This window comes from Pseudomonas sp. JZ134 (genome assembly GCF_051027695.1).
GTDB lineage: Bacteria > Pseudomonadota > Gammaproteobacteria > Pseudomonadales > Pseudomonadaceae > Chryseomonas > Chryseomonas luteola.
Window position 1 is genome coordinate 3,687,349 of the sequence record NZ_CP069250.1, and the last position, 14,413, is coordinate 3,701,761.

Annotated in this window: 12 protein-coding genes and 2 tRNA genes; all 14 read right to left on the reverse strand. The window is 52.4% G+C overall.

The window, feature by feature from the left end:
- Positions 1-30: 30 nt before the first annotated feature.
- Complete coding sequence (gene pnp, locus JQR86_RS17110; protein WP_074829466.1) at positions 31-2,136, reverse strand: polyribonucleotide nucleotidyltransferase; 2,106 nt, start codon at positions 2,134-2,136, stop codon at positions 31-33.
- 154 nt (positions 2,137-2,290) lie between these two features.
- Entirely contained in the window at positions 2,291-2,560 is a 270-nt protein-coding gene (gene rpsO, locus JQR86_RS17115; protein ID WP_010796813.1) for a 30S ribosomal protein S15, read from the reverse strand.
- Between the two features lie 95 nt (positions 2,561-2,655).
- Positions 2,656-3,570: a tRNA pseudouridine(55) synthase TruB gene (gene truB, locus JQR86_RS17120; protein ID WP_010796812.1), complete on the reverse strand. Its 915-nt coding sequence runs from the start codon at positions 3,568-3,570 to the stop codon at positions 2,656-2,658.
- Positions 3,571-3,572: 2 nt separating this feature from the next.
- Positions 3,573-3,953, reverse strand: a complete 381-nt coding sequence (gene rbfA / locus JQR86_RS17125) for a 30S ribosome-binding factor RbfA (RefSeq protein ID WP_019366080.1) — start codon at positions 3,951-3,953, stop codon at positions 3,573-3,575.
- 94 nt (positions 3,954-4,047) lie between these two features.
- A complete protein-coding gene (gene infB / locus JQR86_RS17130; RefSeq protein ID WP_010796810.1) occupies positions 4,048-6,642 on the reverse strand; it encodes a translation initiation factor IF-2 in 2,595 nt (864 codons plus the stop codon).
- Positions 6,643-6,668: 26 nt separating this feature from the next.
- Positions 6,669-8,150, reverse strand: a complete 1,482-nt coding sequence (gene nusA / locus JQR86_RS17135; RefSeq protein WP_010796809.1) for a transcription termination factor NusA — start codon at positions 8,148-8,150, stop codon at positions 6,669-6,671.
- Between the two features lie 47 nt (positions 8,151-8,197).
- The gene (rimP, locus tag JQR86_RS17140; protein ID WP_010796808.1) at positions 8,198-8,656 is read right to left on the reverse strand and encodes a ribosome maturation factor RimP; all 459 of its coding nucleotides are present in this window, start codon (positions 8,654-8,656) and stop codon (positions 8,198-8,200) included.
- Positions 8,657-8,784: 128 nt separating this feature from the next.
- Positions 8,785-8,861 (reverse strand) — tRNA-Met (locus JQR86_RS17145).
- Positions 8,862-8,945: 84 nt separating this feature from the next.
- Positions 8,946-9,031, reverse strand: a tRNA-Leu gene (locus JQR86_RS17150).
- A 12-nt stretch (positions 9,032-9,043) separates the two neighbouring features.
- Positions 9,044-9,430 carry a preprotein translocase subunit SecG gene (secG, locus tag JQR86_RS17155; protein ID WP_312509750.1) on the reverse strand — a complete coding sequence of 129 codons (387 nt, stop codon included), beginning with the start codon at positions 9,428-9,430 and terminating at the stop codon, positions 9,044-9,046.
- On the reverse strand, positions 9,430-10,188 hold the full coding sequence (gene tpiA / locus JQR86_RS17160; protein ID WP_219652520.1) for a triose-phosphate isomerase: 759 nt from the start codon (positions 10,186-10,188) through the stop codon (positions 9,430-9,432). Before tpiA ends, secG begins: the two co-directional genes overlap by 1 nt.
- A 66-nt stretch (positions 10,189-10,254) precedes the next feature.
- Complete coding sequence (gene glmM, locus JQR86_RS17165; protein ID WP_407362756.1) at positions 10,255-11,592, reverse strand: phosphoglucosamine mutase; 1,338 nt, start codon at positions 11,590-11,592, stop codon at positions 10,255-10,257.
- Between the two features lie 15 nt (positions 11,593-11,607).
- The gene (gene folP / locus JQR86_RS17170) at positions 11,608-12,456 is read right to left on the reverse strand and encodes a dihydropteroate synthase (protein ID WP_037030717.1); all 849 of its coding nucleotides are present in this window, start codon (positions 12,454-12,456) and stop codon (positions 11,608-11,610) included.
- Positions 12,457-12,463: 7 nt separating this feature from the next.
- Positions 12,464-14,374: an ATP-dependent zinc metalloprotease FtsH gene (gene ftsH / locus JQR86_RS17175; protein ID WP_019366086.1), complete on the reverse strand. Its 1,911-nt coding sequence runs from the start codon at positions 14,372-14,374 to the stop codon at positions 12,464-12,466.
- Between the last annotated feature and the right edge of the window lie 39 nt (positions 14,375-14,413).

The window sequence follows — 14,413 nt, forward strand, 5'->3', positions numbered from 1 at the left end:
GCCAAGGCTGGGCTTTCAGTTTACTAACTATCAGGCGCCAGAAGCTTCAGCTGCTGCGACATCCTTGATAGAGAGCTTGATACGGCCGCGGTTATCCACGTCCAATACCAATACCTTCACTTCCTGTCCTTCTTTCAGTACATCGGAAACCTTCTCGATGCGCTGATCGCTGATCTGAGAAATGTGTACCAGACCATCTTTACCAGGCAGGATATTTACGAACGCACCGAAATCGACAATGCGCTCGACCTTACCAACGTAAATCTTGCCGATTTCAGCTTCTGCAGTAATACCCAGAACGCGCTGTTTGGCGGCCTCGGCAGCTTCACGGGTTTCGCCGTAAATCTTGACGCTGCCATCATCTTCGATGTCGATCGACGCCTTGGTTTCTTCACAGATTCCACGAATAACAGCGCCGCCTTTACCGATGACGTCGCGGATCTTGTCCGGCTCGATCTTCATGGCAATCATGGTCGGAGCATTGGCAGACAGCTCTGCACGCGGCTTGGCGATTACCTGATTCATTTGGGACAGGATATTGAGGCGAGCCTCTAGAGCCTGAGCCAAAGCGACTTCCATGATCTCTTCGGTAATACCGTTGATCTTGATGTCCATCTGCAGAGCGGTAACGCCCTTGTCAGTACCGGCCACCTTGAAGTCCATATCGCCAAGGTGATCTTCATCACCTAGAATATCGGTCAGAACAGCAAATCTGTCGCCTTCCTTTACCAGGCCCATCGCAACGCCAGCAACCGGAGCGCGAACTGGAACACCAGCATCCATCAATGCCAACGAGGCACCGCAGACAGAAGCCATGGAGCTTGAGCCGTTTGACTCAGTGATCTCTGAAACAACACGAATGCTGTAGGGAAACTCTTCCTGAGAAGGCAGCATAGCCTGCACACCACGGCGTGCCAGACGGCCATGACCGATTTCACGGCGGCCTGGGCTACCCATACGTCCGCACTCACCGACCGAGAAAGGCGGGAAGTTGTAGTGCAGCATAAAGGTGTCACGGCGCTCGCCTTCCAGCATGTCGAGGATCTGAGCATCGCGGGCAGTACCCAGGGTAGTCGCTACCAGCGCCTGAGTTTCACCACGCGTAAACAGTGCGGAGCCGTGAGTCTTAGGCAGCACACCCACTTCAATATTCAGCGGACGAACAGTACGGGTATCACGACCATCGATACGCGGCTTACCGCCTACGATGTTCTCACGTACAGTGCGATATTCCAGCAGGCCAAAAATTTCCTTGACCTCGGCGGTACTGTACTGACCCTCTTCCTCACCCGCAAACTTGGCCACAGCCTGATCGCGCAGCTCACCCAGAGCCGCATAACGGTCCTGCTTGATGGTAATGGTATAAGCCTGAGAGATTGCCTCACCAAATTCGGCACGCAGCTGGTTAACCAAAGCTGTGTTCTCGACCGGAGCTTGCCAGTCCCACGTAGGCTTGCCTGCTTCAGCAGCAAATGCCTTGATTGCCTCGATGACAACCTGGAACTCTTCATGGGCAAACAGTACAGCGCCCAGCATCTGGTCTTCAGTCAGCTCGTCCGCTTCGGACTCAACCATTAGAACCGCGTCAGAGGTACCTGCGACAACCATGTCCAGGCTGGAACTCTGAAGCTGCTCATAGCTTGGGTTGATGATATAGCCCAGCTCTGGGTGGAACCCTACGCGTGCAGCACCAATCGGGCCCGCGAACGGAATGCCGGAAATAGCCAGAGCGGCAGAAGTACCGATCATGGCAGCAATATCCGGATCAGACTTCTTGTTGGTAGAAACTACAGTACAGACAACCTGTACTTCGTTCATGAAGCCTTCAGGGAATAGAGGACGAATCGGGCGATCGATCAGGCGGGAGGTCAATGTTTCCTTTTCGCTTGGACGACCTTCACGCTTGAAATAGCCACCGGGGATACGACCTGCCGCATACGTCTTTTCCTGATAGTGGACAGACAGCGGGAAGAAGTCACGGCCTTCTGCTGGAGACTTGGCGCCCACAACAGTGACCAGAACGCTAACGTCTTCAGTACTGACAAGTACTGCACCACTGGCCTGACGCGCAATACGGCCCGTCTCCAGGGTTACGGTCTGCTGACCGAATTTGAATGTCTTGATTACTGGATTCACAGTATTTCCTTCTTGTATTGCCCTTGGGGAAATCTTGAGAGCGGCGGGGTATCGGACCCGGCGCGATCTCAGGGGACGCATGAAGCAAAAAAGCTGGAAACCGGCATAGCCGACCCCCAGCTTTTAAGCGACTAGCGTCCAGCTTGCATCGTGATCAACGACGCAGGCCCAGACGGCTGATCAGGTCACTGTAACGAGTAGTGTCTTTGGCCTTCAGGTAGTCCAGCAGCTTACGACGCTGGTTAACCATACGGATCAGACCACGACGGCTGTGGTGGTCCTTGCTGTTGGCCTTGAAGTGACCCTGCAGCTTGTCGATATTGGCAGACAGCAGAGCAACCTGCACTTCCGGAGAACCGGTATCGCCTTCGCCGCGCTTGTAGTCGTTAACGATCTGGGCTTTTTCTTCAACGCTAAGTGCCATGATAGGGCTCCTAGATATAACAGGCCGAGGGAACTACCCCCGTGTTCAGAGAAGAGGAATGACCATGCCTGTTAACAGCCACCCTCATATCAGTCTTACGACCGAACCAAACGACGCGGCGCAATACGCCCGTCGTCAGTCACCTCACCGATACCGATAAAGCGACCTTCATTATCCTGTACTCGCATCCAGCCAAATTTGGGCGCGTTCGCCGCTCGCACCGGCTGACCATGCAACCAATAGTAGGCTGTGTGCTCGGTCAGTTGTAGCAGCGGCCAGTGCTCCAGACCACTATCAACCGGGAGCAGGAAGGCATCCAACGCTTCTGCACCACCTTCTTCGTGCGCTTTTTCAAGCACCTCAAGGCTTACAGACTGAGCCAGAGCGAAGGGGCCTGCCTGAGTTCTGCGTAGTTCCGCTACATGAGCTCCGCAACCAAGCGTCTGGCCTAAGTCTTCGACCAGGGACCGAATGTAGGTGCCCTTGCTACAGTGCACATCGAGTGTAGCGCGATCCGTTGTCAGCGCCAGCAGCTCGAGACGGCTAATAGTAACAGAACGCGGTTCACGCTCCACCACCTCGCCTGCACGAGCCAGCTTATAGAGCGGCTGACCGTCTCGCTTCAGCGCCGAATACATAGGCGGAACCTGTAGGATATCACCTCGAAACACTGGCAGGGCTGCTTCTACAGCCGAGGCGTCAAGGTTTACCTCTCGACGGTCAACGATTTCTCCCTCGGCATCACCTGTCGTTGTAGTGACACCTAGCTGCATAACCGTTTCATACCCTTTATCCGCATCAAGCAGATACTGGGAGAACTTTGTTGCCTCACCAAAGCACAATGGCAAAACACCTGTTGCCAATGGATCAAGGCTACCGGTATGCCCCGCTTTTTCAGCATTAAGCAACCAGCGTACCTTCTGCAGGGCCGCATTAGAGGTCAGGCCTCGCGGCTTGTCGAGTACCAGAATACCGTTAACCGATCGACGGATTCGTTTCACTTGCGCCACGCTTACTCTCCATCCTCGTGACGACGATCTTCAGATACTGCACGCTCGATCAACGCAGACAGTTCCGCTCCGCGACGGATGCTCTCATCATAATGAAAGCGCATTTGCGGGATCGTCCTAAGCTTCATTGCGCGTCCTAACTGCTGACGCAAAAAGCCAGAGGCTTCATTCAGAATCCCTAAATTCTGGGCAATATCCTCAGACGAATCTTTACCCAAAACAGTAATAAATACTTTGGCGTGGGAAAGATCACGCGCCACATTGACGTCAGTAATCGTTACCAGGCCCAGACGAGGATCTTTAATTTCCCGCTGAATCAAAAGCGCTAACTCACGCTGCATCTGATCACCGATGCGCTGAGTACGAGTGTATTCTTTAGCCATCTTCGCTCTCTCTTAAAGCCAGGTGCTGTTAAAAAGACGAAGCTGGAAGCTGCCTTGCGGCAACTTCCAGCTCCTGGCTTTTCGCTTGCGTGAATTACAGCGAGCGTGCTACTTCGACCTTCTCGAAAACTTCGATCTTATCGCCGACCTTAACGTCGTTATAGCTCTTCACACCGATACCGCATTCCATGCCGGCACGAACTTCAGCCACGTCATCTTTGAAGCGACGCAGAGATTCAAGTTCACCTTCAAAGATCACAATATCTTCACGTAGAACACGAATCGGACGATTGCGATGGACCATGCCTTCAACAACCATACAGCCTGCAACAGCACCAAACTTCGGCGAGCGGAAGACGTCACGAACTTCTGCAATGCCCAGAATGTTCTCGCGAACATCGCTGCCCAGCATACCCGTTAGCGCTTTCTTAACATCTTCGATAATGTCGTAGATCACGTTGTAATAACGTAGATCCAAACCTTCCTGCTCAATGATCTTACGAGCACCAGCATCGGCACGAACGTTAAAGCCGAAGAGAACCGCATTAGAAGCCAGCGCTAGGTTCGCATCACTTTCAGTGATACCCCCTACACCACCAGCAACAACACGCACCTGAACTTCATCGTTACCCAGACCACTTAGCGAGCTTTGCAGAGCCTCTAGAGAACCGCGCACATCGGACTTGAGAACGATGTTAAGCGTCTTTTTCTCGTCTTGGCCCATGTTTTCGAAAATATTTTCGAGCTTGCCTGCCTGAGCACGTGCCAGCTTGACCTCACGGAACTTACCCTGACGGAACAAGGCAACTTCACGCGCTTTTTTCTCATCGGTCAGAACAGTCAGCTCATCACCGGCATCCGGCGTGCCATCCAAGCCAAGAATTTCGACGGGGATGGATGGGCCTGCCTCTTTGATCGGCTTGCCGTTCTCATCGAGCATGGCACGGATACGACCGAAGTTAACACCGACCAGGGCCATATCACCCTGACGCAGAGTACCGTTTTGCACCAGAACAGTAGCAACCGGTCCGCGACCCTTATCAAGGCGCGACTCAATTACTACACCACGACCTGGAGCCGAAGGTGTTGCAGTCAATTCAAGAACTTCAGCCTGCAGAAGAATGGCTTCTAACAGCTCATCAACGCCAGTACCTGCTTTGGCAGATACATGAACAAACTGAGTATCACCGCCCCACTCTTCTGGGATGACATCACGCCCAGCCAGATCATGTTTAACACGGTCCGGATCTGCATCAGGCTTGTCGATCTTGTTTACTGCAACAACGATCGGCACACCAGCAGCCTTAGCGTGCTGGATAGCTTCTTCTGTCTGTGGCATGACACCGTCATCGGCAGCGACAACCAGAATAACAATGTCGGTTGCCTGAGCACCACGAGCACGCATGGCGGTAAATGCTGCGTGACCAGGGGTATCCAGGAACGTCACCATGCCACGATCAGTGTTTACATGGTAGGCGCCGATATGCTGGGTAATGCCACCCGCTTCGCCTGCTGCAACCTTGGCGCGACGGATGTAGTCCAGCAAGGAAGTCTTACCATGGTCAACGTGACCCATGACCGTAACCACCGGCGCACGGTGAACCTGCTCGCCCTCGAACTTGAGGGACTCAGCCAGCTGCTCTTCCAACGCATTTTCGCTAACCAGCTTAACCTTGTGACCAAGCTCCTCAGCAACCAGCTGAGCGGTTTCACGATCCAGCACCTGGTTGATCGTGGCAGGCGAGCCCATCTTAAACATGAACTTGATGACTTCAGCTGCCTTGACAGACATCTGCTGGGCCAGCTCAGCAACAGTAATTGTTTCGCCTAAAGCGACTTCACGAACAACCGGCCCTGTAGGGTTCTGGAAGCCATGCTGGTTACGCTTTTTGAGCTTGGACTTGTTTCGGCCGCCACGGCGACCGCCAAAACCATCATCTTCATCATCGCCGGCGCTACGAACAACGCGCGGACTACTAACCTTATCCTTCTCCTTCAAGGAAGGACGGTGCTGTGCATGCTTGCGATCGCGACGCTCATCCTCATCCCGCTTGCCTGCTACAGGCGGCGCTACGGGACGACGCGGTTCTTCGCGCTTACGCTCATCAGATGCAGCTGCCGGCGCTGCCGGTGCTGCTTTATTTGCAACCACTTCTTCCACTACTTCCTCGGGCTTGGTTTCTGTAGCGGCTTTCGCAGCCGCTTCTGCCACTTCTTGAGCGGCCTTGGCAGCAGCTTGCTGGCGAGCTTCTTCTTCAGCTTTAAGGCGAGCTTCCTCTTCGGCCTTCAAGCGAATCTCTTCTTCTGCTCGCTGGCGAGCTTCTTCTTCGGCCTTCAAGCGAGCAGCCTCTTCGGCCTCGCGCTGCGCCTCAAGCTCACGCTGCTGTTCGGTCGCCAACTCATCGGGACTTTGCTTGACGTAGGTCTTCTTTTTACGGACTTCGACATTAACCGTCTTGCTTCCAGACACCTTCAATGTCGTTTGAGTCTTGCGCTGGAGCGTTATTTTACGCGGTTCGTCCAGCTTGGTGTTTCCTTTCAGATGAGACAGCAGTTTTTGCTTTTCAGTGTCGGTCACAACCTGGTCTGCACTGCTATGGGACAGACCCGCTTCCCGCATTTGCTGCAGCAGGCGTTCAACCGGTGTATTGACCGTTTGGGCCAGTTCTTTCACCGTGACTTGCGTCATGCACTCTTCTCCTCAGGCAGCACCGCTCACTCAAACCAATGGGCACGGGCAGCCATGATCAACTTGCCGGCACGCTCTTCATTCATGCCGTTAATATCGAGCAGATCATCAATGGACTGCTCGGCAAGATCTTCGCGATTGGCAACGCCTCGCTGCGCCAGCTCAAGCGCGAGTTCCTCAGTCATGCCTTCGAGACTAAGCAAATCTTCTTCCGGCTTCTTGTCAGCCAGTTGTTCTTCCGTCGCGATGGCACGGGTTAACAGGCGGTCCTTAGCCCTATTACGAAGCTCATTGACGATGTCTTCATCGAAACCATCAATATTGAGCATTTCCTCCATGGGAACGTAGGCGATTTCTTCGAGCGTGGTGAAACCTTCTTCAACCAACACTTGAGCCAACTCTTCATCTACGTCCAGTTCGTCTACAAACTGCTGAAGAATATCGCCCGTCTCTGCCTGCTGCTTGGCCATGATGTCCTCTTCGGTCATCACGTTCAGCGTCCAGCCTGTCAATTGACTTGCAAGGCGAACGTTTTGGCCACTACGACCAATAGCCTGAGCCAAATTATCAGCGGCAACTGCGATATCCATGGTGTGGGTATCTTCATCAACAATGATTGACGCAACCTCAGCAGGCGCCATGGCATTGATAACGAACTGAGCAGGGTTGTCATCCCACAAAACGATGTCTACTCGCTCACCGCCCAATTCGCCAGACACGGCCTGGACACGCGATCCCCGCATGCCGATACAGGCACCCTGCGGATCGATACGCTTGTCTTTCGAGCGCACGGCAATTTTTGCACGCGAGCCTGGATCCCGAGCAGCGGCCATAACATCAATCAGCTGCTCAGATATTTCCGGTACTTCAATCCGGAACAGCTCAATCAACATTTCAGGCGCTGTGCGCGACAGGATTAGCTGAGGGCCACGATTTTCCGTACGGATTTCCTTGAGCAGTGCACGAACCCGAACGCCAACACGGAAGTTTTCCCGTGGGATGATCTGATCACGAGCCAGTAAGGCTTCTGCATTGTTGCCCAAGTCGACGATTACATTGTCTCGCGTAACTTTTTTGACTGTACCAGAAATGATCTCACCCACTTTTTCCCGGTAAGCATCAACAATCTGAGCACGCTCAGCTTCACGCACTTTCTGGACAATAACTTGCTTGGCTGTTTGAGCCGCGATGCGGCCGAACTCTATGGATTCGATCTTTTCTTCAATCAGATCGCCAATCTTGGCATCTGGATTGATTTCCTGAGCCTCATCGAGCGTCAGGTTTGCTGCTGGATTATCAAAGTCTTCATCTTTGACAACTGTCCAGCAGCGAAACGTTTCATAACTACCGTTGTGGCGATTAATAGCCACACGCAGCTCTACATCTTCTTCGTAGCGTTTCTTTGTGGCAGTGGCCAGGGCTAGCTCCAATGCCTCGAAAATGACACCGGGCGGAACACCTTTTTCATTGGAAACCGATTCCACTACCAGTAGAACTTCTTTACTCATCGTACGCCTCGCCTGTCGCAATCCTTTGGGATCCGCGGATTTGCGCCTTATTCAAATCGGGGAATGACATTAGCCTTATCGATCATCTCGACGGGAAGCAGATATTCATGGTCATCAACCTGAACCACGACATCCTGTTCTTCCACACCGCGCAAAAGGCCTTGAAAATTGCGGCGGCCTTCATAAGGCGAACGAAGCCTTATTTTTACTTGCTCACCGACAAAAGCGTTGAATTGCTCAAGAGTGAATAAAGGTCTATCCATACCTGGAGATGAAACCTCCAAGGTGTATTCGCCCGGAATAGGATCTTCTACGTCTAAAATCCCGCTAACTTGACGACTGACTTTTTCACAGTCCTCAACCAGAATTCCGTTTGAATGATCGATATAGACCCTTAGCAGAGAATGCCGGCCCTGGGAAATGTACTCGATGCCCCAGCATTCATAGCCAAGCGCTTCGATGACGGGGGCCAGCATGGCTTGCAACTGTTCTAGCTTGCTCGACACCTGGTTGCCTCACGCATGCTGTGCAAATAAAAAATGGGCGATAACGCCCATCCCTTGTGGTCGCTGCAAGAACGCACGACCTGATTGTTCAGCTAACAAAAAGCCCCTATAAAGGGGCCTTTGTTGACTGGTTGCGGGGGCAGGATTTGAACCTACGACCTTCGGGTTATGAGCCCGACGAGCTACCAGACTGCTCCACCCCGCGTCAAAGCTGGAGCGAAAGTATAAGAAAGAGTCTCTTTCAGGTCAATCTACTTACGCTCACGACACTATGTTCAGTGTCTAAATATGGTGCCGAAGATGGGACTCGAACCCATACAGCCGTTGGCCACTACCCCCTCAAGATAGCGTGTCTACCAATTCCACCACTTCGGCAAAAACTTCTTACTATTTCTGATTTCCCGGAACATCACCTTCTGAGGATGTCGAAGGTTTCTGCTGTGACATGGGAACATCATCATTTGCCGCAGGCTTCTGAACTTCAGGCGCCTGCTGCATAGCTGCAGGCTTAGGAAGTCCCACTTCCTGCAACGCGTTGGCTTTTTCCTTAGCGAAATAAGCCAAACCTAAACTAGTAGCAAAAAAAACCGCCGCCAGTATAGCAGTAAAACGACTCAAAAAGGTAGCAGAACCTTGGCTTCCAAAAACAGTACCCGAAGCACCTGCACCAAAAGAAGCACCAGCGTCCGCACCTTTACCCTGCTGAAGAAGAACCAGGACAACCAGTCCCAGCGCCATTAGCAGATGCACGACAACAACTAGAGTTTCTAACATCATTTACTTCCAGCAGCGTGATAAATCACGCCAAATTCATTCGCATTTAGGGAGGCTCCACCTACAAGCCCACCATCGATATCAGGCATACCGAACAATTCGGCAGCATTACCGCCCTTTACACTTCCACCGTATAGCAGCCGAACTTTATCAGCCACAACACTGCTATAAGAGCGGATAAACTGTCGCAGTTCCTGATGCACCGCCTGAGCTTCATCAGGGGTTGCTGTCAATCCTGTACCTATCGCCCATACAGGCTCATAGGCTACAACCGCAGACTCAAAAGCCTCGATACCCAGCACATCTATTACAGATTTGAGCTGCCCTTTAACAACGTCAAAGGTCTTACCAGCTTCTCGCTGCTCTCGAGTCTCACCAACACAAAGGACCGGCACTATACCCATCTTTTGGGCTGAAGCAAACTTTTTTGCAACCGTATCGTCATCTTCTAGCAAGATCAAACGACGCTCGGAATGCCCTACAAGGACATACCCACAGCCCACATCACGCAACTGAGAAGCTGCTATCTCACCAGTGAGCGCACCTTGCTCAGGCTGCACGGCACAATCTTGTGCGCCGAGGCCTATACTACTATCCGCAAGGCCTACCTCTACCTGATCAATAAACAGAAATGGCGGAAACACTACCATCTCAACTTCATCAGACAAGGCGAGCTTACTCAACCCTTCTATCAGCTCGGCTACATCTGCACGTGTTCCGTGCATTTTCCAGTTACCAGCGACCAAAGGCTTGCGCATGCTAATGCCTCAGTGAGCGAAGTGGGCGCAGATATTATCTAAGTTTTTTTGCTTTGACAAGCCAAATCAAGCACATACCTCACTTACCAGCTTAGCCAAGGCTTCTGCATGCTTGTGAACCTGGCGTTCGTCGCTGCCTTCAACCATTACTCGAACAAGCGGTTCTGTTCCCGACTTACGCAGTAAAACACGCCCTTTACCCGCCATTTGCTCGGTCACTTCTGTACATGCTTTTTGTACGTCAGGATGCGCCAAGGGGTCTACGTCTCCGGAGTAGCGCACATTGATAAGCACTTGAGGATGCTTTTTGAGGCCCTTACGCGCCTCTGCCAATGTTTGCCCAGCGCGCCTCAATGCCATCAAAACCTGCAAAGCGGAAATAATGGCATCGCCCGTTGTGGTGTACTGGCAACATACAATGTGACCAGAACTCTCGCCACCTAGCGTCCATTTCTTGGACAAGAGCTCAGCCATGACATAGCGGTCGCCGACCTTGGCCCTGGCAAATGGAATTTCCAACTCAGCCAGACCAAGCTCCAACCCTAGATTGCTCATCTGAGTACCCACGACCCCACCATCAAGGCGGTTGCGGCCTTTGAGATCCTTCGCAATCAGGAACAAGAGCTCGTCCCCATCAACGATTGCGCCTGTATGATCAACCATCAACACACGATCACCATCGCCATCAAAGGCAATACCAAGGTCAGCATGCTGATCCCGCACAGCCTTCTGCAGCTCGCCTAAATGAGTAGAGCCACAATTTTTGTTGATGTTGAGACCATCTGGCTGAGCACCGATAACACTAACCTGAGCACCCAGCTCACGGAAGACACTTGGGGCAATCTTGTAAGTCGCACCGTGAGCACAGTCGACTACGATCCGCATACCAGCAAAACTGGTACCCGCTGGCACACTACTTTTGCAGAACTCTATATAGCGCCCTGCGGCATCATTGATACGAGACACTTTACCGATGCGAGCAGACTCCACAACAGTCATCGGCTGATCCAGTAACTCCTCAATCATCAGCTCTACCTCATCAGGCAACTTAGTGCCCAACCCGGAAAAGAACTTGATCCCGTTATCGTAGAACGGGTTATGGGAGGCACTGATAACAATGCCGGCATTAGCCTGGAATGTACGCGTAAGATAAGCGATACCTGGCGTTGGCATCGGCCCTAAAAGCATGACATCTGCGCCAGCGGCTGAAAGGCCGGCCTCAAGTGCAGATTCGAACATATAACCAGAGTTACGCGTATCCTTACCTACTAAGACACGACAGATACCCTGACTACGAAACGCAATGCCCGCAGCCCATCCCAACTTCAACATAAAGTCAGGCGTAATGGGATACTCACCTACGCGACCACGAATTCCATCTGTTCCAAAATACTTTCTAGCCATTGCTATCGCCCTGCCTTAAGCCTGCTCTACCGCAGCAATCATTTTTATAACATCAACCGTCTGCTCTACATCATGCACCCGGATAATACTGGCTCCCTTGGCAACCGCGAGTGCAGCTAAAGCGAGACTGCCATATAAACGCTCTTCGACAGGCTTGGTCAGGACCGCCCCGATCATGCTCTTACGTGAAACGCCTACTAACAGCGGCAACGCTAGCTCAAACAACTCTGGCATACGCTTGAACAGAACAAGGTTATGCTCAAGCGTTTTGGCAAACCCGAAGCCAGGATCAAGAATAAGTTGGTCGCGACGAATCCCTTCATTTTCACAAGCAGCAACCCGCTCACTCAAGAAGGCAATCACATCGGTAACCACATCCTCATAATGAGGGTTTTGCTGCATTGTCCCAGGCTCACCCTGCATATGCATTAGACAGACAGGTAGGCCTGCTGCAGCGGCAGCCTCAAGCGCACCGGGACGCTTCAAGGCACGCACGTCATTAATCAGTCCCGCCCCCACCTTTGCACTTTCAAGCATCACCTGAGGTGAAGAGGTATCAACCGAAATGATAACGTCCAATTCTTTAGATATAGCCTCAACTACAGGCACTACCCGACTGAGCTCTTCGTCCTCTGAAACAGCAGGAGCTCCAGGCCTTGTTGACTCGCCGCCAATATCAACAAGGGTGGCACCTGCCGATACCAAAGCACGTGCATGAAACAGCGCGCTATCCAAGGTATTGAACCGGCCGCCATCAGAAAAGGAATCAGGGGTAACATTGAGGATCCCCATGACATGGGGATGTGATAAATCAAGAACCCGACTGCCGCAAAGCAGTCGGGTTTGGATTGAAACAGGAATCATGGAAAAATTAGTGCTCGCCTGCCGGTCCACCTATTGGTGTTTCGGGACGACTATCTCCTTGAGTAGCATTAGTGCCGGTAGGACCTGAACCGTCCTGCCAATCACGCGGCTCCCTCGGTACACGACCTGCCATGATGTCGTCGATCTGATCAGCATCAATCGTCTCGTACTTCATCAGAGCGTCAGACATCATTTCCAGCTTGTCTCGATTCTCATCCAACAGACGCTTGGCTGTGTTGTAACAGTCATTGATGATTCGCCGGATTTCAGAGTCGATCTCTTTGGCTGTCTCTCCTGACATGCTGCCGCTACCACCACCCGAACCACGACCCAGGAAGCTTTCACTTTCTTCCTCACCGTAGAGTAGCGGGCCGAGCTTTTCAGACAAGCCCCACTTGGTGACCATATTGCGAGCCAACTGAGTAGCGCGCATGATGTCATTCGAAGCGCCAGTAGTGACACCTTCGAAGCCAAGCGTCATCTCCTCAGCGATTCGTCCTCCAAACAGCGAGCAGATCTGACTCTCCAACGCCCGCTTGGACAGACTGTAACGATCCTCCTCAGGCAGGAACATGGTTACACCTAAAGCGCGTCCACGAGGAATAATCGAGACCTTGTAAACAGGGTCATGCTCAGGCACCAGGCGACCTACGATAGCGTGCCCCGCCTCGTGATAAGCAGTGTTGCGCTTCTCCTTCTCGGACATGACCATTGTCTTGCGCTCTGCGCCCATCATGATCTTGTCTTTGGCCAACTCGAATTCACGCATATCTACGGTGCGCTTATTGGAACGCGCTGCAAATAGAGAAGCTTCGTTTACCAGATTGGCAAGGTCAGCGCCCGAAAACCCCGGGGTGCCACGCGCAATAACAGCGGCATCCACACGATCTCCCATTGGAACTTTCCGCATGTGAACCTTAAGGATTTGCTCACGACCACGAATATCTGGAAGACCTACTACGACCTGACGATCGAAGCGACCCGGGCGTAGTAAAGCAGGGTCAAGTACATCAGGACGGTTGGTAGCAGCTATGACGATAATACCGTCATTCATTTCGAAGCCGTCCATCTCAACCAGCAATTGGTTCAGGGTCTGCTCACGCTCATCATGACCACCGCCCATACCCGCTCCACGGTGGCGGCCAACCGCATCGATCTCGTCGATAAAAATAATGCAGGGCGCATGTTTTTTCGCCTGATCAAACATGTCACGAACGCGGCTAGCACCAACGCCCACGAACATTTCAACGAAGTCGGAACCTGAAATAGTGAAAAAAGGTACCTTGGCCTCACCGGCAACAGCCTTTGCCAACAGGGTCTTGCCTGTACCGGGCGGACCTACCATCAGCACACCACGAGGAATACGTCCACCCAGACGCTGAAACTTACCGGGGTCACGCAGAAACTCTACCAGCTCGGTAACTTCTTCTTTCGCCTCATCACAGCCAGCAACGTCTGCGAACGTTGTTCGCACCTGATCTTCAGATAGTAGTCGTGCCTTGCTCTTGCCGAAGCTCATGGGGCCGCCGCGTCCACCTGCGCCGCCTTGCATCTGCCTCATAAAGAACATGAACACGGCAATGATCACCAGAATCGGGAAGCTCGCTACAAGTAGCTGCGTCCAGATGCTCTGCTGTTCAGGCATTTTGCCTTCAATGACCACATTATTGTTGACCAGATCACCAATCAGACCGTTGTCCTGAATAGCAGGCCGAACCGTCTTGAACGTATCGCCGCCACGATGTTTTCCCGTGATGACGTAACCGTCGACAGTCACACGCTCAACCTGACCGTCCTTCACTTGCTGAATGAAGTCAGAATAATTGAGCGTTTGCGGCTCATTGGGACTGGAGAAATTGTTCATCACCGTGACCAGTACGGCCGCGATGATGAGCCATAGAATCAGATTCTTTGCCATATCGTTCAATTGACTACCCTCTGAGCCGGCTTCGCTTGG

Excerpts from the sequence above, each read along its gene's own strand:
- rpsO (WP_010796813.1), bottom strand. The coding sequence starts at position 2,560 with ATGGCACTTAGCGTTGAAGAAAAAGCCCAGATCGTTAACGACTACAAG.
- rbfA (WP_019366080.1), bottom strand. The coding sequence starts at position 3,953 with ATGGCTAAAGAATACACTCGTACTCAGCGCATCGGTGATCAGATGCAG.
- infB (WP_010796810.1), bottom strand. The coding sequence starts at position 6,642 with ATGACGCAAGTCACGGTGAAAGAACTGGCCCAAACGGTCAATACACCG.
- nusA (WP_010796809.1), bottom strand. The coding sequence starts at position 8,150 with ATGAGTAAAGAAGTTCTACTGGTAGTGGAATCGGTTTCCAATGAAAAA.
- secG (WP_312509750.1), bottom strand. The coding sequence starts at position 9,430 with ATGTTAGAAACTCTAGTTGTTGTCGTGCATCTGCTAATGGCGCTGGGA.
- tpiA (WP_219652520.1), bottom strand. The coding sequence starts at position 10,188 with ATGCGCAAGCCTTTGGTCGCTGGTAACTGGAAAATGCACGGAACACGT.
- glmM (WP_407362756.1), bottom strand. The coding sequence starts at position 11,592 with ATGGCTAGAAAGTATTTTGGAACAGATGGAATTCGTGGTCGCGTAGGT.
- folP (WP_037030717.1), bottom strand. The coding sequence starts at position 12,456 with ATGATTCCTGTTTCAATCCAAACCCGACTGCTTTGCGGCAGTCGGGTT.
- ftsH (WP_019366086.1), bottom strand. The coding sequence starts at position 14,374 with ATGGCAAAGAATCTGATTCTATGGCTCATCATCGCGGCCGTACTGGTC.